The following is a 17,866-nucleotide window of genomic DNA, read 5'->3' on the forward strand; positions in this document are numbered from 1 at the left end:
TCAGAAATTAAAGTAAAGGAATTCCGATACCTTTGCCAGTTGGAACAGGCCGGCCAGGGACAGGGCGATGAGGAACCAGAGAGTCGCCCGGCCGGGCCGGAACCGCTCGGCCATCTCGTTTGAGTTCTTCAGGAGCAGGCAGAGCAGGCCGAACCCGAGGATCATCCAGACGGCCCGGGTGCCCCCCGGGAGGGTGATCCACTTGCCGAAACGGACGCCGTGTTCCGCCAGGAACCCCAGGGGTCCTCGAAGGTGCTCCGAGACGACGATGCCGTTCAGGCCGAGCATCCCCTTGAGGACCAGCCACGCCCGGTCCCACGATTTGGCCCGGAAGAAGATCCAGGCGACGTTCACGAAATGAAAGGTGACCAGCCACGCCGCCCAGTTCGGCAGCGTCCGGCCCGTCCGTTTCCAGAGGCGGTGGACGCCCATGGCGGCGCCGTGGAGGAAGCCCCAGAAGACGAAGGTCCAGCCCGCCCCGTGCCAGAGCCCGCCGATGAGGAAGGTGAGGAGGAGGTTTGCCGTCACCCGGGCCTCCGTTCCGCGGTTCCCGCCGAAGGGGATGTAGAGGTAGTCCCGCATGAAGCGGCTCAGCGTCATGTGCCAGCGGCGCCAGAATTCCTGGATGTCCAGCGAGCGGTAGGGGCTGTTGAAGTTTACCGGGAGCCGGATGTTGAACATCCGGGCGGTTCCGAGGGCCATGTCGGTGTAGCCCGAAAAGTCGAAGTAGAGCTGGAGCGTGTAGGAGAGGCTGGTGATCCAGGCCTCCATGAAGGCCAGGTTCTCCGCCGTATCGAAGCCGCTGTTCGCCCAGGGGGCGAAGGAGTCGGCGATGACGACCTTCTTCACCAGACCGATGAAGAAGAGGTAAACCCCGACCGAGAGGTTTCCGTAATCGATCCGCTTGTTTCCCTCGTCGTCGAACTGGGGCATCATCTCCCGGTGGTGGAGGATCGGGCCCGCCAGGAGGTGGGGGAAGAAGGAGACGAACAGGGCGTAGTTGGTGAAGCTGTACTCCTTTGCCCGGCCCCGGAAGGCGTCCACCAGGTAGGCGATCTGGGTGAAGGTGAAGAAGCTGATGCCCAGGGGGAGGACGATGTGCAGCAGGGGCAGGTGAAGGCCTGACGAGCTGTTGATGTTGGCGATGAAAAAGTCGGCGTACTTGAACCATCCCAGGAGCAGGACGTCCCCGGCGATTCCCGCTGCCAGGAGCCGTTTCCGCCATGATTCCGGCTTCTCCCCGAAGTGGGACAGGGTCCGGCCGACGGCGTAGTTGAACAGGATGCTCCCCAGGATGAGCGGCAGGTACCGCGGGTCCCACCAGCCGTAGAAGAAGAGGGACGAGAAGACGAGGGAGACCTTGGCCGCCTTCGTCCAACCCCGGCGGCTCAAGAGAAAAAAAAGGACCAGGGCGGCCGGCAGGAAGATGAAGATGTATTCGTAGGAGTTGAAGAGCATGACAATCCAGGGGGCGTCGGCTTCTAAAGCTTAACCGATTTTCACATGTGAATTGCCCTTGTCGCATCACGCGCCGGATGGTTGCATTGGGGCGCGGGGGCTGTCACGGGGATTTCCGCCGTCGCGGAGGCTTTTCCGCAGGAAGCTTTGCCGGAGCGGATTGCATCCGGGTGGAAAAGCCTCCCCATTGCTCCTCTGGAAAACCCCGGCCGCGCCCCCGCGAAGATCGGCCTGTCCGGGGCGCGGGGGTCGTCACGGGGGCTCATCAGGAGGTGCTGTCGCCGCTGTCAGCCCGCTTTCTCGAACAGGAAATTGCTGAACCCGTCCGTGGACTGCTCCTTGAGCCAGGCGGCGACCTCCTTCTCCGTCACCGGGACGGTCTCCCGACCCACGGTCCTGGAGCGGTAGCCGAGAGACCAGAAAAGCTCGAAGATCTCCCGGAAGCGGCTGTCGTGGCTCTCCGGGCACCAGCCGCCGATCCCCGTCTCGACGATCCAGACGGGAGGCAGATCCCGGCGAAGGGTTTCCCCGGCCCCCTGGAGGAGGTCGAACTCCACGCCCTCGACGTCGACTTTTATGAAGAGCTTGCGGGCACGGAAGCGCCCCGCCAGCAAAGCGTCCAGGGTGGTGAGCGGGATCGGCCGGTGCTTCGTGGACGGGCCGGCCCACCCCTCCACGAGGGAGGCCGCCGTGCCGGTTCCGTGAAGAACGGCCAGGCCCGGTGCAGCCGAGAGGCCCAGGGGGTGCACCTCCACGTCTCGCCAGCCGTTTGCCTCCAGGTTTGAATAGAGGAATTGGAGGTTCTGGGACAGCGGCTCCACGGCGATCACAATCCGGCCCAGGGAGCGGGCGAGACAGGTATAGTATCCCACGTTGGCCCCGACGTCGATGAAGACATCCGCCCGGGAGATGCAATCCCGTATGACCTGGGCCTCTTCCTTCTCGAAGCGGCCCTCCTGCATTTCGACCGGTCCGATAAAACGGAAACCCCAGGGCGTTTCGCGGACGCCGGCCTTCCGGATGGACCGGACGGCGGAGTAGGCTTCGCTGGCGGCGGCCAGTTCCGGCCAGCGCCGGTAAAGAAACGATTTGAGTCGTTTGGGCATGGGTTCCTTTGCGGAAGGTTGGTTTTCCGGCCGTCTACCACAGTGACGGTGAAAATTCACTATTTAATTCAGGCCTTATTTGTGATATGCATGCAACCCCCGCGTCGAAGGAGGGGGTTTCCCGGCATGATTCCCGACGTTACGTACCTGATCCTGAACTACAATCCCCGGGGGGAGGAGACGGCCCAGGAGATCCTGGGCGAGACCATCCGCTCCTTCCATGAACGGAAGAGCCCCCGGCTGAGGGCGGAGGTGCACCTGCTGGATCAGGGGACGACGGAGGGGCATCGGGACTGGCTGCGGGAGCAGGCCGCCCGTTTCGGGTTCTCCCTTCTTCTCCTGGAGGAGAACATCGGAATCAGCGGTGCCATCAACCGGCTCGTTCGCATGGCGAAATCGCCGGTGGTGGCGCTGGTCACCTCGGATGTGATGGTCACCACGGGGATGGACGAGGACCTCTTCGAAAAGGTGCAGATCCCCGAGGTCTTCCAGGCGCTGCCCTTCACCGACAAGAGCGACGTCCTGCGCCACACCTGGACCCCGGCGGAGCCCTTCGGTTCCGACGGCCTCGACCTGGCGCCCCTCCGGGAAAAGGAGTTGTCCCTCCTGGGGCGCCTTGCCGGGCGCAAGCGGAGGGGTTATCTGCGCTGCATCGGCGTGGAGCTGAACGTCATGTTCTGGCGCCGCTCCGTCTTCGACGAGGTCGGGTTCTTCGACGAGCGCTGGAAGGCCTGTTACGAGAACAATGACTTCTCCCTCCGGTGTTTCCTGGCGGGAGGATGTACGGCCGTCAGCTACGACTCCTTCGTCTGGCACCATCACAAAGTGACGGAAAAGAACGATTCGCGGCAGCTCGTCTTTGCCTGTTACGGCGAGGACGGAACGGCCGTGATGAAGGCCCTCTGGGACGAGAAGTGGCCGGATCTGAACCGGCAACTGGACATTTACCGGTCCCTGGGCGACCGGACGATCCGGGATTTTCCGGAAGTGGCCCGGCGGTACGGCCACAATCGGTACCTGGCGGATCCGCGGGGCGAAGAGCGCTGATCCGGGGGATCGGAACCATGCACCGGCTGGGACAGGCGGTTCAAGGAATCGCCGTGGCCGGTCGAGTGGTTGAGCCCGGTCCCTGTCTTCAAGGCGACAGGTGCGGGAAGGAGCGATTCGGGTGGGAAAATTTGAGAAAACATGGGCCCTGCGGAAGACCCCGTCGGGGGCGCTCCATAAGACCCTCGATGAAGTCCGGCAGCGTGCCGCCCGGCCGACGGACATCTGCGACCATCTGGAGGAGCTCTTTCTCCTCTGCCTGGACAAGGAGCTGCGTCTGATCGTGGAGTTGGGCGTGGGGGACGGCGAGTCGAGCTTCGTCTTCGAGCGGGCCGCGAAGCTCTGGGATGCCGTCCTCGTGAGCGTCGACATCGAGGACCGCGCGAACGTCTCGACCTACGGGAAGCGGCACTTCCTCCACGGCGACGACGTGGCCTTCGGCGACGACTTCCCCTCCTGGTGCGCAGGCCGGGGCCTTTCACCGGAGATCGATCTCCTCTTCATCGACACGAGCCATCTCTACGAACACACCGTCCAGGAAATCCGTGCCTGGTTTCCCCATCTGGGCGCAGCGTCGCGCGTCGTTTTCCACGACACGAACATGAAAGAGAGCTTTGTCCGGCGGGACGGGAGCATCGGCGCCGGCTGGGACAACGCCCGGGGGGTCATCCGGGCCGTCGAGGAATATGTGGGACAGTCTTTTCCGGAAGAAACGGACTTCACCCGGATCATTCCCAGCGGGCAGAGTGAGCCCGGCGGGGCCGGCTGGCTCGTCCGCCACCGGGCATCCTGCAACGGGCTCACGATTCTGGACCGGTTATGATCATCAAGGTTCCCCTTTCCGTTGCCATCATCACGAAGAACGAGGGCGAGAACCTCCCGGGATGCCTGAAGAGCGTGCGCTTCGCCTCCCAGATCGTCGTCGTCGACTCGGGAAGCACCGACGACACGATCCGTGTCGCCGAGGAGGCGGGCTGCCAGGTCTTCACGCGCAGCTGGGAGGGGTTCGGCGTCCAGAAACAGTATGCCATCGACCGGTGCACCGAGCCCTGGATCCTGGTCCTGGATGCGGACGAGCGAATCCCTCCCGAGACGGCGTCCTCCATCCGGGAAGTCGTTACCAGGCCGGAGAAAGAGGGGCATCCGGTTGGATACACGTTCCCGCGGCGCAACTACTTCCAGGGCCGCTGGATCCGCCACAACGGCTGGTGGCCCGACCGCATCCTCAGGCTCTTCCGGCGGGAGAAGGGGCGCATGAGCCCCGCCCGGGTCCACGAGGGACTGGAGGTGAAAGGGCTCGTGGCTGCCCTGGAGGACCCCATCGACCACTTCACCGAGAGCCGCCTGAGCGCCGTCCTCCAGAAAATCGATCGCTATTCCACCCTGGGCGCCCTGGAGGCATACGAGGAGGGCAAACGGGCCACCGTCTGGGCCGCCTTTTCCCGGGCGGGTTTCACCTTTCTGCAGGGGTACTTCCTCCGGCTGGGGATGCTCGACGGGGTCCAGGGGCTGACCCTGGCCATGACCGACTCAATCAACAAGTTCTTCAAGTACGCCAAGCTGAGCGAGCTTTCCCGCCAGCAGGACCGGGTGAAGCGGTAGTGGACCTCTCCATCGTCATCATCAACTGGAACACCCGGGATCTCCTCCGCGACTGCCTCCGCTCGGTTTACGGCACGGTGCGGGACCTCGCCTTCGAGATCATCGTCGTGGACAACGGCTCTTCCGACGGCAGCGCAGCCATGCTCCGCGAGTCCTTTCCGGCTGTCCGGATCGTTGAAAACCACGAAAATCGAGGATTCGCCGCCGCCAACAACCAGGCCTTCCGGATCATGGATGGCCGGTACGCCCTTCTCCTCAACACCGACGCAGTCCTGACGGAGGGGGCCGTGGAAGCGCTGTTCCGGTTCATGGAAGGACATTCCGACGCCGCCATGGCCTGCGGCCAGCTCCTCAACCGGGACGGGAGCCTCCAGAATTCCATCGCCGCTTTTCCCTCCCTGCTTACCCTTGCCGCCAACATGCCCCTCCTGGAGATCCTTTTTCCCCGGCGGTTTCCCAGCAAGCGGTATCGGCACGCGGAGCCGGTGCAGGTGGACTCGGGCGTGGGGGCCTGCCTGCTGGTCCGCCGGGATGCCATGGATGATGCGGGCCTCCTGGACGAGCGGTATTTCTTCTACTTCGAGGAGACCGACTGGGCCTATGCCATGTCCCGGAAGGGCTGGAAGGTCTTCCACGTGCCAGCGGCCCGGATTTACCATCTCCAGGGCCAGAGCGTGGGCACCGGAATCGCCTCCCGGATGGCCTTCTACCGCTCCCGCTACGCCTTCTTCCGGAAGTGGTTCGGAAGGCCTTATTATTTCACGGTCTGCTGCATGCTCTTCGTTCGCCTCGCCGTCAACGCCTTCCTCAGCACCGCGGGAATGCTCCTCACACTGGGGCAGCACGCGGAACTGCGCCGGAAGGCGGACGTGTATCAGGAATTGCTGGCGTGGCATTTGAGGGGACTTCCCTGACGTCCTTAGAGTCCTGACAAAATCCTTGACTTTTTATTCAAGGAATGGGGCAATTTCAAATATATCGGGTCTCTTTAATCTCGATCGAAAATGCCCGGCGGGAGGCCTGTGTCCGTGATCCCCGGGTAATTATGCGGAAGACACGGATGATTTTATGCTCTTTCACAATCCATGGAATTTGGACTGCACCGGGAGGAGGAAAGATTGTGATTCCTGGTCGATGCAGAAAGAAGACCGATGTGTTGAATCACGTTCAGTGAAAGTGATTCGCTTGCATGGTGTGGAACTTGCATATCGGTACCCTGAACTCCGTTTGCAATGGAGTCCGTGTCCGGCGAACGGCTATGTATGCGCCGCCGGAAGGTCCATCCGGCAAGACCCGGGGAGCAAAAGATCTGGGGTTGTGAGCCATGTCCATACTTCGACACCTGCATGATGAAACATTGACGGTCTGTGGTCCTTTTCAGGAAAACACGATGCAGGCGGGACAGTATATGACGGGTGACTTTCCAGTGCAGAAACTCCGGGCGAAACATCGGTCATGCTGACCATGCATCATTAAGGAGTGCAACATGTTGAACGGAAGAACAATTCTCATCACCGGGGGCACGGGTTCCTTTGGGAAAAAATGTGCTGAAATTATTCTGCAACGATACAAACCTCGACGCCTCATCATTTTCAGCCGAGATGAACTCAAGCAGTTCGAAATGTCGCAAAATCCCGTATTCGCAAACAATACGTCCGTCAGCTTCTTCATCGGAGACGTACGCGACAAGGAGAGACTGCACCGGGCCTTCCGGAACGTGGACTACGTGATCCACGCCGCCGCTCTAAAACAGGTTCCTGCGGCGGAATACAATCCCTTCGAGGCTGTAAAGACGAATATTCTCGGAGCCCAGAATATCATCAACGTGGCCATCGACCAGGGAGTGAAGCGGGTCATCGCCCTCAGCACGGACAAAGCTGCGAACCCGATCAACCTCTATGGGGCGACGAAGCTCTGTTCGGACAAACTGTTCATTGCGGGGAACTCTTACGTTGGGATGGGTGATTCCTGCTTCAGTGTTGTCCGATACGGCAACGTCATTGGCAGCAGAGGAAGCGTGATCCCATTCTTCATCAAGTGCCGCAAGGAAGGATCCATTCCCGTGACGGATCCTCGGATGACGCGCTTCTGGATCACGCTTGATCAGGGCGTTGATTTCGTTCTGGAAAGCCTGAATCGCATGGTTGGGGGGGAGATGTTCGTACCGAAGCTGCCAAGCATGAACATTATGGACCTTGTAAAAACCATCGCCCCGGACTGTCCCGTCCGGGTCATCGGCATCCGGCCGGGCGAAAAGCTCCATGAACTCATGATACCCAGAGATGAGGCGCGGCGAACCCTGGAGTTTGATTCGCATTACCTTATCCAGCCTGACTTCCGGTTCTGGGAAAAAAGATATATATCCAACGGAGCAAAGACCCCGCCGGAGGACTTCGAGTACAGTTCCGACACGAACCCCTGGCGCCTGAGTGTGGAAGATATGAAAGAGATCATCCGTAGGCTATGATACTCTACGGCAGGAAGATGGTGGACGATGACAACGTCCTGAATGTCATCAAGGCGCCGTGATATGACCGGTCCACCAGATGGTCGTGTGGAACGCGTGCAGGTGACGTGAACCTGGCAATCGAATACCGATGAAGAACTCTTTGGAAAGACTGATCCTCGGTACGGTGCAACTGGGGATGCCCTACGGGGTGGCAAACCGGAGCGGCCGGCCCGAAGCGGCCGATGCCAGGGCGATTATTGCCGCTGCCTGGGAAGGCGGGATCCGGACCTTCGACACGGCCCAGGGGTATGGAGACAGCGAGACCGTCCTTGGGTCGATCATCCACGATCTCGGTCTTGAGAACGAGATTCGTGTGATTACGAAACTGCATCCCGGAATCGACCACCGAAGGCGCGATGTTCTTGCCGAGGCAGTCGATCACAGCATGCGCTGCCTTCAAGTCCCTCGAATTCACGCCCTTCTCCTTCATCGCGAAGAGCATCTGGATCTGTTGAAAGACGGTTTGGCGGAAAGCCTTTTTCACTTCGTCGCCGAGGGGAAAGTGGGCCGCATCGGCGTCTCGGTCTATTCTCCCGAAAGGGGCCTGGCGGCTTTGGACGAGGATGTGATCGACATCGTCCAGTTGCCGGCCAGCATCGTTGACCAGCGGGCCGCAAGGGCAGGCATCGACGCAAGGGCGAAAGAGAAAAACAAGGGAATTCACATCCGCAGCATTTTCCTGCAGGGACTCCTCCTGCTGGATCCTATGGACGTGCCGCCAAGAGTTGCATTTTCCGTTCCCATTCTTGAGGAATATGGCCGGCTGATCGCCGGGTTCGACTTGACCAGACGCGAAGCGGCCATCGGATACATCAAGAAGCGCTTTCCGGAGTCCCCGGTTCTTTTCGGCGCGGAGACAACGGAGCAGGTGCGGGAGAATATCCGTTCCTGGCATAGCGATGTACCGGAGGCGCTGATCGAAGCGGTTGAGAACCTCTTCCCGGAAGTGGACGAACGGGTCGTCAACCCATCCCAATGGAGGGACAGCGGATGAAAACAGTGGCCATTATTCAGGCCCGCATGAGTTCAAGCCGCCTGCCGGGGAAAGTCCTGGCGGACATCCTGGGCAAGCCGCTGCTCTGGCATATGGTCGGACGCGTGGCACGGGCGCGGAGTATCGATCTGGTCGCCGTCGCCACATCGACCGACGGCGAAGACGATGCAATCGAGGCCCTCTGCCGGCAGGAGCGGATCCCCTGCTTCCGCGGCAGTCTGGACGATGTCCTTGATCGCTTTTACAAGGCCGCACTTCATTACGAGGCGGATATCTGCGTCAGGCTGACAGCCGACTGTCCACTCATCGATCCGGAAATTGTGGACCGGGTCGTCGCCGCCTTCAGGGAGCAGGATCCGGATTACATATCCAACGCCATCGAACCGACATTTCCCGACGGTCTCGATACGGAGGTCTTCCGGATGGAGGCCCTGACAGCCGCATGGACCGAGGCTACCCTCAAGTCGGAGCGGGAGCACGTGACGCCGTTCATCCGCAGCCACCCGGAACGGTTCCGGGTAGCGAAATTCAAAAACAGCCGGGATCTCTCCGCCTTGCGCTGGACGGTGGACGAGGAGCCCGACCTCGCCTTCGTGAGGAAAGTCTACGAGGCTCTGTATCCCGGGAATCCGTCTTTCTCCATGGACGACATCCTCACGCTTCTAAAGGAGAGGCCCGAACTGTCCGCGATGAACCGTCACATTTCCCGGAACGAGGGTTTTCGGAAATCCGTCATGGAAGACCGACCGGTGAATGGGACGGGTAAGACATTGACGAAATCGCTCGCCATGCAGGAGCGGGCGAAGAAGCGCATCCCGGGGATGACCCAGCTTCTTTCCAAGCGGCCCGATCTGTTCTCGATGGGTGTCTGGCCCGGTTATTTCAGCAGGGCCAGCGGTGTCGAGGTATGGGATCTGGACGGGAACCGGTACATCGACATGAGCATTGGAGGGATCGGGGCAAACGTCCTCGGCTATGCCGATCCCGATGTCGATGCCGCCGTCCTGACCGCCGTCCGCCAGGGAAGCTCTTCCTCCCTCAACTGCCCCGAAGAGGTTTTTCTTGCCGAGCTCCTGTGCGAACTTCATCCGTGGGCACAGAAAGTCCGTTTTGCCAGGACAGGCGGAGAGTCCATGACGGTTGCCGTACGCATAGCCCGGGCCGCCACGGGACGCGACAAGGTCGCCTTCTGCGGATACCACGGCTGGCATGACTGGTACCTGGCTGCCAACGTGGGGACGGAAAATGCACTCGGAGAACACCTGCTGCCCGGACTCGATCCGGCGGGCGTCCCGAAGGTCCTGGCCGGGACCGCCATTCCTTTCCGCTACAATCAGCCGGAGGAAATCGCGGCGATCATGAGCGGGCACGGAAAGGATGTCGCGGCCATCATTATGGAGCCAATCCGCAATGACCGGCCGGATCCGGGATACTTCGACAAGATCAGGATGCTCGCGGACACGTACGGTGCCGTTCTTATCATGGACGAGATATCGGCGGGCTTTCGCATGAACACCGGGGGCGCTCATCTCGAACTCGGCATCCGGCCCGACATCGCCGTTTTTTCCAAGGCGTTGGGCAATGGCTATCCCATCGGCGCCATCATCGGTCGGGAAACGGTCATGGACGCGGCCCAGAAGACCTTTATCAGCAGCACGTACTGGACGGAGCGGATCGGGCCGGCGGCCGCCCTCGCCATGATTGCAAAGCACCGGCGCATGAATGCCGGAGCGCACCTGATGGCCGTCGGAGAGAAGATCCAGGCCGGGTGGAAGGCGATTACGGCCAGGCACGGCCTCTCCATTGACGTAGGCGGCATCCCGCCGTTGAGTCATTTCTCCTTTGCCGATTCCGGGCAGGCCGTGCTGAAAGCCCTTTTTGTGCAATGGATGCTGGAAAAGGGATACCTCGCCTCGACGTCCTTCTATTCCATGCTGGCCCATACGGAAGAGCATGTGGAGGGCTATCTTGCCGCGGCGGATTCGATCTTTGAGCGAATCGCCGAGGTCTGCCGGGAAGGCAGGCCCGAGAAGTATCTGAAAGGGAATCCGGCCGTTGCCGGCTTCAAGCGGCTGAACTAATGAACGTTGCGATTCGCACCGACGCCTCGATGGAGATCGGGACCGGCCACGTCATGCGCTGTCTGACGCTTGCCGGCGCCCTCAAGGCAGGGGGAGCGGACGTCACGTTTGTATGCCGGGAGATGCCGGGGAATCTCTGTTCATGGATCGAGAAAAAGGGCTTCCGGGTGTACCGGCTGACCGGGATATCGGACGGCCTTTCTTCGGCTGTTCCTCCGGCCGGAACAGTTCATGCCGATTGGCTCGGGGCGGACTGGGAGACGGATTCAAGGCAGACGATCGACGCGCTTGTTTCTCCCGGGAATGGAACAGACTGGCTCATCGTCGATCACTACGCCCTTGACCGGCGCTGGGAGTCGTCACTGCGAAAGATCGTGAAGAGGATCATGGTCGTCGACGATCTGGCGGATCGCCCTCATGACGCTGATCTCCTCCTCGACCAGAACTACTACATGAATACCGCCGGTCGTTATGAGCGACTGGTCCCTGAACATTGCCGCCTGCTGACCGGTCCAGGTTTTGCGCTCCTCAGAGACGAGTTTGCAAACGCGGTGTCGCCTGGAATCGAAAAAGATGGCTGTATCCGCCGCATTTTTGTTTTTTTCGGAGGAAGCGATCTGACAAACGAAACGGGAAACGTTCTGCAAGGCCTTTCCCTGCCTGGTGGCAGGTTGAATATTGAAACAGATGTTGTAATCGGTCCCAACAACGCAAACAGGAGAACCATTGAAGCACTCGCCTCGGGAATGCCGTGCGTGCGTATCCATGAAGGTGTGGAGAACATGGCTCGTTTGATGGCCCTGGCCGATCTTGCCGTCGGCGCCGGCGGGATCACGACATGGGAGAGGTGTTGTGTCGGTTTGCCGGCCCTGGTAATTTTCACGGCATTCAACCAATTCGAGGCCATCCGGGACTTGGCGGCTGCAGGATGCATTCATCTCCTGGGTGAAAGCGGGCGGGTAACGCCTGAAAAGATCCGCGATACGATTGAAGAACTTACCGGACATCCGGAACGGGTGCTGGAAATGGCCAGGAAAGGAAAGTCGCTGGTGGACGGCCTGGGGACGAAGCGTTGCCTGGAGGCCATGCTTCAATCCTCATGATGTCGTCAGGCCAGGGTGAATTTATGATGGACAAGAAGAACCGGCTGTTGCTGCTTTTCCCCAATCCCATCGCCACCATACCGGGCGGACTGACATACGTGGGCAAGCGCTTCAAGAGAAACGGATTCGATGTGAAAATACACATCAACACGTTTCGAAACTTCCGCTCCGTCGATCAGCTCCTGCAAGAGATCGTCCGGCCCTTCGCTCCCGATGTCGTCGGGCTCTCCTATGCTACGTTCAACGTTTTGGAGGTCTACCGGCTGCAGCGGATGCTCAGTGAAACGGGTTACTTTGTCATTGCCGGAGGCAATCACCCTACCATCTGCCCGGAGGAAGCCCTGCGCAACGGGGCCGATCTTGTCGTCCGCGGGGAAGGGGAGCTTGCCATCGACGACTTCTCTGCATGGTTCGGGGCCGGCCGGGACCCGGCCGGGCGGGCGGGGCTTCGCGGAACAAGCTACATCGACCCGGAGGGCCATGTCGTCCACAACGCGAAGCCGCCGAGGCTGACGGACCTCGATGATTTGGGGGAAATGGACTTTTCCGCCATCGATCTGGATGAATTCCAGGTTGCCGACGGCTCAATCAAGGGTCTCAATGTCATCAGCTGCGGCAGGGGGTGCCCTTTCCAGTGCAGCTTCTGTTCCCACAGGGACTGGATGAAGCATGCGAAGCGAAGCACGGACAGTATTCTTGAAGAGATGGTCCGGCGGAACGAGGCACACGGCATCACGGACTTCTGGATGTCTGATGAGACCTTCACCGTCGACCGGGACCACATCCACGAATTCTGCGACAAATTCATCGCGGCGAAGCTTCCCTTCCGGTGGATGATGGGTACGAGGGCGACGAGTGTCGATGAGAAACTGCTCAAGAAAATGATGCAGGCCGGTCTGACCCAGGTTACCTATGGTATCGAGAGCGCGAATGACGAGACTCTGAAAAAGACCAGGAAGGGATATACAGCCAGACAGGCCCTGGAGACGGTCGTCATGACGGGAAAGCTGAGGCTTCCCATGTACGTCAATCTTATGACCGGTTTTCCCTGGGAGACACCGGACCACGTCGAAGACGACGTCCGGTTCATCAAGGCCGTCGAAAAGTATGTGAACTGCTTTCAGCTGTACGGCGCGGTCATTCCGTACCCGGATACGCCGATCTACGAGGACTACCATGAGAAAGAGGGATTCACGGACTTCTGGCTGCAGGAGAAGTTCCAGAACGCAGGCATGGTCATCTATCAGAACGTAGCGAATCCTTACAAGGTGAGCACCTATTTTCAGCGCAACCTCTACGACGACACGTATGTGGCGGAGGATTATTTTTTCCGCTTCACACCGGAGTACAAACGCGCCGTTGCCAGGATGGGGCTTCTCATCGGCCGCAAGGCGATCGAGGCGCAGAGCCTCTCCCGCATCCGGCGGCACGGGAAGTATGCACTGGGTTGGGCGTCTCATGCGCTCTACCGGTTGAATCCGCGACTCGAGCAAAGGATCGTGGGATCACTGGTCAAGGTCAATCGGGTGCATGACAGCCGATTGACGGGTAAATTCATCAAAAAGTGACCGGCATCATGGATTGCCCTTCCATTCTCATTGCCTGCCACGACGCAGGCGCCGCCAACGCCCTGTCCAGGCTTGTCGGGCCCTGGAAAAGCGAGGGAATGTTCGTTCAGGCGGTCACGATGCAATACGCCTCTGAGGTTTTCTCGAGGTCCGGAATCCGGCCGGATCGTGCTTATGATGCGGATATGACGAACGACCAGGTCTGTGAGGTACTCGATCAGATAGAGCCGGATGCTGTTCTGCTGGGGTCCAGCCTCGATTCGCAGGGGGAGCGGCTTCTGGCGGCGGAGGCACGAAAGCGTGGGATCCGCACGGCAGGACTGGTGGACTGGTGGTCCAATTTCGGGCAGCGGTTTTCCGCGCCCGGGACCCGGGATCTCCGGTTCCTGCCGGACATCGTTGCCGTTCCCGATGACGACGCGAGAGAGGGGTGCATTGCGGAAGGCATTCCAGCCGAATCCATCCGCATCACCGGGAATCCCTACTGGGAGGACCTGATCGGGATTTCCCGTTCGCTCTGGGAGTTCACCCGGAACAACGTGCGGACGTGTCTCAACGTTCCTCCGGAGAGCCGGCTTATCCTGATCGTATCCGGCAACATCCGGAATCTTGGACTCGATCTGGGCTACGACGAAGGCGATTTGTTCGGGGCGATTGCCTCGCTATCCAGGAGCAACGGTATCCGCCGGCCGGTCTGCTGGGCCGTCAAGCCGCACCCGCGGGAATCCCTGGCCGATTTACGTGACCTCATGGCGGCTTCCGGACTCCGGGAGCCGCTGATTCTCGCAGATACGGAACCCCTTGACGCAGTCTGCGCTGCTGACGGCGTTTTCGGCATGTGTTCCAGCCTTCTGTTCGAAGCGGCCCTTCTGGGGAAGAGAGTGGTCTCTTTTCAACCGAACCTCAACCGGGACAAGCTCGAATATTTCCGAATATTCAGACACATCGGGATTCCCGTTCTCACGGATACCGATCCGGTCCGTGATGTGCTTGCCACCCTTGCCGGCGACCAGGGGCAGGTTCCGGATTTGAGCCGGCTGCCCCGACCGATCGGCAGGGGGACTGCCGGGATGAATCTGAAACAGATCCTGATGGGTGACTGGATGACCAGGAGGAGCCATGGACAACCGCTTCCGTCTTGTTGACGACCCGGTGTACGGATATCTGCGCGTCGATCCCATTCCGACCCAGGAGGAAGTCGACCGCTACTACAGGGAAGAATTTTATTCCGCTCTTCCCCATTTCAACGACTCGGAACTGGCGGTTCAGGAAGAAGAAAAGGCGTTCTTCGACAGCCGCTGGGAGGCGATCTGCAGGATCTGCGAACGCCACTTCGGTCGGCTGGCCGGTCTTTCGGTCTTCGACATCGGCTTCGGATTTGCGCAGGCCCTGCTGTATTTCCGTACCCGGGGGATGAACGTCAGCGGTCTGGAGCCGGCTCCGGAGGGCGTGGCCTATGCGCGGGACCGGGGCCTCGATGTTTTTCAGGCAAACATCGAGGATATTGAATGCGTGGGGGAACGGCGCTTTGATGTTGTGACGATCATCAATGTGCTCGAGCACTTGAGGCAGCCCGCAGAGACCCTCCTGAACGTGCGCAACAGGCTTCTTCATGGGGACGGCCTGCTCATCGTCGATGTAGCCAACGAGTTCAACGACTTTCAGACGGCCGCCGACGCGGAGTTCCAGCTCGGACAGTGGTGGCTGTGCCCGCCGAACCACATCAACTACTTCTCGGGATCGAGCCTGTGCCGCCTCCTGGAAGCTTGTGGATACCGGATCGTCCATCGGGAGGCCTCCTTTCCGATGGAGATGTTTCTCCTGATGGGGGACGTATATGTCGGAGACGAAGGCGTGGGCAAAGCCTGTCATCAGAAAAGGGTGTCCTTCGAGCACGTCCTTCGGAAGAGAGACAGGGGGGAGAAACTGTCCCGGTTCTATCAGGCCCTTGCCGATCTGGATCTCGGGCGGCAGATTGTTGTTTTCGCCACACCGGGGCGTTCCGAATGAAGTCCGGCCGGACGATGAAACGTTGAGGATTGTATCAAATGGAATTAATTCATCTTTCACGCTATTTGACTGTGGAGCAGCCGAGGTTGCTTCCCTTTGCGGAATTGAGGAAAATGCCCCCTCTTTTCTTCACACAGGATCTGAATCTCGATGGTGAGGAAGAAAACCGGGAGTATGCGATAGAGCTCGCATCCCGGGGATTGGCGGTCGTTCCGATCCGCCGGCGGCCCCCGAAGTCGAACTACTTGGATAGAAACACCTTTCCGCGTCGCGTCATTCTTGAAATGACGAGCCGATGCAATTTCTTCTGCCGCATGTGTCCGCAACAGAACCTGACACGACCCCGGATGGACATGCCGGGCGAGGCCTGCTGCAGGGTCATCGACGAAATCGATGCCCATGGCATAGAAGGCCTCTGGCTCTATCATCTGGGCGAATCCCTTCTTCACCCCGAGTTCAGGGACAATATCCGCCACATCAGCACCAAAAAGAACCTTGGGGTGATCTGGATGAGCACGAACGGACAATATTTTACCGAAGAAAACATCCGCTGTGTTCTCGATTCAAACATCGACTACATCAATTTCTCGGCCCATGCGGTAACGGAAGAGACGTATAAGACCGTCGCGTCCCAGGGTGATTTCCATATCGTGCAGGGGAATCTCGAAACCTTCTATCGCCTGAAAGGGAGCGAGGCGCTTCCCAGGAAGCCGTATCTCCATTGTCAGATGATCGAGCAGGAGACGACGGCCCATGAGGTCGATGCCTTTATCGCCCGGCATTACCAGAGGGGTGAAATCGTCAGCGTCAACATGCTTGAATACGTGAACCTGCCGAACAACAGATACGGACTGCGCCAGCGGGAAAGAAAGCCCCTGACTTCGTGTCTGAGGGTGTCGCGGAACGACTGTTTCATCTGTTCGAACGGCCACGTCACGCTGTGTGACGCCGCCTACAACGGCGAGCTGTACCTCGGAAATATCCATGAATCCTCTCTCCATGACATCTGGAACGGGGAGCAGCGCCGTCGGATTCTTGACCTCAACAGACAGGGGAGGATGGCGGAAATCCCCTTCTGCAGGGATTGTACGGATTATGACATATGAAGGACCGGATCCGTCTTGCCTTTTTTTCCGAGACCCATGTCGGCAGGACGTTTGAATGGGTCAGGGAACCGGATTTCCAGAGGCTCTTCCTCATGCGGCAGGCGCCGACCTGGGAGGGGCACCTGGATTATTTCCACAGGGTTCTGGCTGACGAAGGTCAGCGGGTATATGCCATTGTGGAGGAAGACCGGCATATCGGCAACGGCGGCATCAAGAACATCCGTATGGACGATCATTCGGGAGAGCTCTGGGTTTATATCGGCGATCACAAAGACCGGGGAAAAGGCGCCGGATCCAGGGCTACGGAACTCCTGCTGCAGGAAGGATTCCGGAATCTGGGGCTGCGGACCGTCTATGTCCATGTTGCCGATTTCAATGAACAGGCCGTTCGCATGTACCGGAGGCTGGGGTTTACCGAATCGAGATTGCTGGGAAACGATGAGGAATGGATGGACCGGGGCTGTACCGTAATCCGAATGGAAGCGAGGAACGATTCATGAAAGTCTCCATGATGCAACCATCCTTCATGCCGTGGCAGGGTTTCTTTGATCTGATCCGCCAGGTGGATTGCTTCATCCTGCTGGACGATTTTCAATTTTCCGTCCAGAGCTATCACCAGCGCAACCGCCTGTTTGTCAACCCGGGCCAGATCGACTGGTATTCGGTTCCGGTAGTGAAGTCCGTATCGTTTCAGGCACCGCTGAATAAAGCAAAGATCGACGAGAAGGGGCCATGGCGGAAGAAGATGTGGAAGCGGGTCGAGCAGAACTATCGAAAGACGCCCCATTACAACGATCTGGCAGGCTCCCTGGAGAAATGGCTTCTGCAGCCCTGGGACAACCTGGCGGATCAGAACATGGCCTTCATTCACTGGGTCTGCGATCTCCTTGGTTACACTCCGGAGTTTCGAACGAGTTCCAGACACCCCGGAGCCGAAGAACGTTCCCTCCGGGTCGTCGAACTACTGAAGTGGGCAGGCGGAGATTCCTATTATTCGGCCCGCGGCTCTTTCGAATACATGAAAGAAGATGGCGTATTCCCGCTACCGGACATCCCCGTTTACTTTCAGCATTTCATTCCCCGACCCTATGTCCAGGTTGGCTCTCCCGGGCAATTTGTCCCCTATCTGTCTATCGTGGACGCCCTAATGAACGTGGGGCTCGCCGGAACCAGGGATCTGATCGAAAACAGCAATGTGGGATGGTCGAAATGGGACGACATGGTCTCCGTCACAGCCAATGATTACTCCTCTGCAACTGAGCCGACGGATGTCTGAGGGGGC

The 17,866-nt window shown here is 59.4% G+C and carries 16 protein-coding genes; 14 read left to right on the forward strand and 2 right to left on the reverse strand.

Annotated elements, in window-relative coordinates; genetic code table 11:
• Both HPY65_16735 and HPY65_16740 read right to left on the reverse strand, forming a co-directional pair.
• Positions 1-1,458 (reverse strand): MBOAT family protein, encoded by a 1,458-nt coding sequence (locus HPY65_16735; protein NPU86125.1) that lies wholly within the window; start codon positions 1,456-1,458, stop codon positions 1-3.
• 287 nt (positions 1,459-1,745) lie between these two features.
• Positions 1,746-2,564, reverse strand: coding sequence for an FkbM family methyltransferase (locus tag HPY65_16740; protein ID NPU86126.1), 819 nt, complete (start codon positions 2,562-2,564; stop codon positions 1,746-1,748).
• Between the two features lie 126 nt (positions 2,565-2,690).
• Here HPY65_16740 and HPY65_16745 point away from each other — a divergent pair, with 126 nt between their 5' ends.
• The 14 genes from HPY65_16745 to HPY65_16810 all read left to right on the forward strand — a co-directional run bounded on the left by HPY65_16745 (position 2,691) and on the right by HPY65_16810 (position 17,860).
• Positions 2,691-3,611, forward strand: coding sequence for a glycosyltransferase family 2 protein (locus HPY65_16745; protein ID NPU86127.1), 921 nt, complete (start codon positions 2,691-2,693; stop codon positions 3,609-3,611).
• Between the two features lie 121 nt (positions 3,612-3,732).
• Entirely contained in the window at positions 3,733-4,434 is a 702-nt protein-coding gene (locus HPY65_16750; GenBank protein ID NPU86128.1) for a class I SAM-dependent methyltransferase, read from the forward strand.
• Complete coding sequence (locus tag HPY65_16755; protein ID NPU86129.1) at positions 4,431-5,213, forward strand: glycosyltransferase family 2 protein; 783 nt, start codon at positions 4,431-4,433, stop codon at positions 5,211-5,213. Before HPY65_16750 ends, HPY65_16755 begins: the two co-directional genes overlap by 4 nt.
• A complete protein-coding gene (locus HPY65_16760; protein NPU86130.1) occupies positions 5,213-6,127 on the forward strand; it encodes a glycosyltransferase family 2 protein in 915 nt (304 codons plus the stop codon). Before HPY65_16755 ends, HPY65_16760 begins: the two co-directional genes overlap by 1 nt.
• 572 nt (positions 6,128-6,699) lie before the next feature.
• The gene (gene pseB / locus HPY65_16765) at positions 6,700-7,680 is read left to right on the forward strand and encodes a UDP-N-acetylglucosamine 4,6-dehydratase (inverting) (protein NPU86131.1); all 981 of its coding nucleotides are present in this window, start codon (positions 6,700-6,702) and stop codon (positions 7,678-7,680) included.
• A gap of 142 nt (positions 7,681-7,822) precedes the next feature.
• The gene (locus tag HPY65_16770; protein ID NPU86132.1) at positions 7,823-8,716 is read left to right on the forward strand and encodes an aldo/keto reductase; all 894 of its coding nucleotides are present in this window, start codon (positions 7,823-7,825) and stop codon (positions 8,714-8,716) included.
• Positions 8,713-10,797, forward strand: a complete 2,085-nt coding sequence (locus tag HPY65_16775) for an aminotransferase class III-fold pyridoxal phosphate-dependent enzyme (GenBank protein ID NPU86133.1) — start codon at positions 8,713-8,715, stop codon at positions 10,795-10,797. The genes HPY65_16770 and HPY65_16775 overlap by 4 nt, the downstream gene beginning before the upstream one ends.
• Positions 10,797-11,900 carry a UDP-2,4-diacetamido-2,4,6-trideoxy-beta-L-altropyranose hydrolase gene (pseG, locus tag HPY65_16780; GenBank protein ID NPU86134.1) on the forward strand — a complete coding sequence of 368 codons (1,104 nt, stop codon included), beginning with the start codon at positions 10,797-10,799 and terminating at the stop codon, positions 11,898-11,900. Before HPY65_16775 ends, pseG begins: the two co-directional genes overlap by 1 nt.
• 23 nt (positions 11,901-11,923) lie before the next feature.
• The gene (locus HPY65_16785; protein NPU86135.1) at positions 11,924-13,468 is read left to right on the forward strand and encodes a radical SAM protein; all 1,545 of its coding nucleotides are present in this window, start codon (positions 11,924-11,926) and stop codon (positions 13,466-13,468) included.
• Positions 13,469-13,476: 8 nt separating this feature from the next.
• A complete protein-coding gene (locus tag HPY65_16790) occupies positions 13,477-14,613 on the forward strand; it encodes a hypothetical protein (GenBank protein ID NPU86136.1) in 1,137 nt (378 codons plus the stop codon).
• The gene (locus HPY65_16795; GenBank protein ID NPU86137.1) at positions 14,588-15,478 is read left to right on the forward strand and encodes a class I SAM-dependent methyltransferase; all 891 of its coding nucleotides are present in this window, start codon (positions 14,588-14,590) and stop codon (positions 15,476-15,478) included. Before HPY65_16790 ends, HPY65_16795 begins: the two co-directional genes overlap by 26 nt.
• Before the next feature lie 38 nt (positions 15,479-15,516).
• The gene (locus tag HPY65_16800) at positions 15,517-16,584 is read left to right on the forward strand and encodes a radical SAM protein (GenBank protein ID NPU86138.1); all 1,068 of its coding nucleotides are present in this window, start codon (positions 15,517-15,519) and stop codon (positions 16,582-16,584) included.
• Positions 16,581-17,084: a GNAT family N-acetyltransferase gene (locus tag HPY65_16805; protein NPU86139.1), complete on the forward strand. Its 504-nt coding sequence runs from the start codon at positions 16,581-16,583 to the stop codon at positions 17,082-17,084. The genes HPY65_16800 and HPY65_16805 overlap by 4 nt, the downstream gene beginning before the upstream one ends.
• Positions 17,081-17,860, forward strand: coding sequence for a WbqC family protein (locus HPY65_16810; GenBank protein ID NPU86140.1), 780 nt, complete (start codon positions 17,081-17,083; stop codon positions 17,858-17,860). Before HPY65_16805 ends, HPY65_16810 begins: the two co-directional genes overlap by 4 nt.
• The last annotated feature ends 6 nt before the right edge of the window (positions 17,861-17,866 follow it).

It is taken from the genome of Syntrophaceae bacterium (assembly GCA_013177825.1).
GTDB lineage: Bacteria > Desulfobacterota > Syntrophia > Syntrophales > PHBD01 > PHBD01.

Coding starts and splice junctions, on each gene's coding strand:
- HPY65_16790 (NPU86136.1), top strand. CDS start 13,477: ATGGATTGCCCTTCCATTCTCATTGCCTGCCACGACGCAGGCGCCGCC.
- HPY65_16740 (NPU86126.1), bottom strand. CDS start 2,564: ATGCCCAAACGACTCAAATCGTTTCTTTACCGGCGCTGGCCGGAACTG.
- HPY65_16795 (NPU86137.1), top strand. CDS start 14,588: ATGGACAACCGCTTCCGTCTTGTTGACGACCCGGTGTACGGATATCTG.
- HPY65_16775 (NPU86133.1), top strand. CDS start 8,713: ATGAAAACAGTGGCCATTATTCAGGCCCGCATGAGTTCAAGCCGCCTG.
- HPY65_16745 (NPU86127.1), top strand. CDS start 2,691: ATGATTCCCGACGTTACGTACCTGATCCTGAACTACAATCCCCGGGGG.
- HPY65_16805 (NPU86139.1), top strand. CDS start 16,581: ATGAAGGACCGGATCCGTCTTGCCTTTTTTTCCGAGACCCATGTCGGC.
- pseG (NPU86134.1), top strand. CDS start 10,797: ATGAACGTTGCGATTCGCACCGACGCCTCGATGGAGATCGGGACCGGC.
- HPY65_16735 (NPU86125.1), bottom strand. CDS start 1,458: ATGCTCTTCAACTCCTACGAATACATCTTCATCTTCCTGCCGGCCGCC.
- HPY65_16785 (NPU86135.1), top strand. CDS start 11,924: ATGATGGACAAGAAGAACCGGCTGTTGCTGCTTTTCCCCAATCCCATC.
- HPY65_16755 (NPU86129.1), top strand. CDS start 4,431: ATGATCATCAAGGTTCCCCTTTCCGTTGCCATCATCACGAAGAACGAG.
- HPY65_16810 (NPU86140.1), top strand. CDS start 17,081: ATGAAAGTCTCCATGATGCAACCATCCTTCATGCCGTGGCAGGGTTTC.
- pseB (NPU86131.1), top strand. CDS start 6,700: ATGTTGAACGGAAGAACAATTCTCATCACCGGGGGCACGGGTTCCTTT.
- HPY65_16800 (NPU86138.1), top strand. CDS start 15,517: ATGGAATTAATTCATCTTTCACGCTATTTGACTGTGGAGCAGCCGAGG.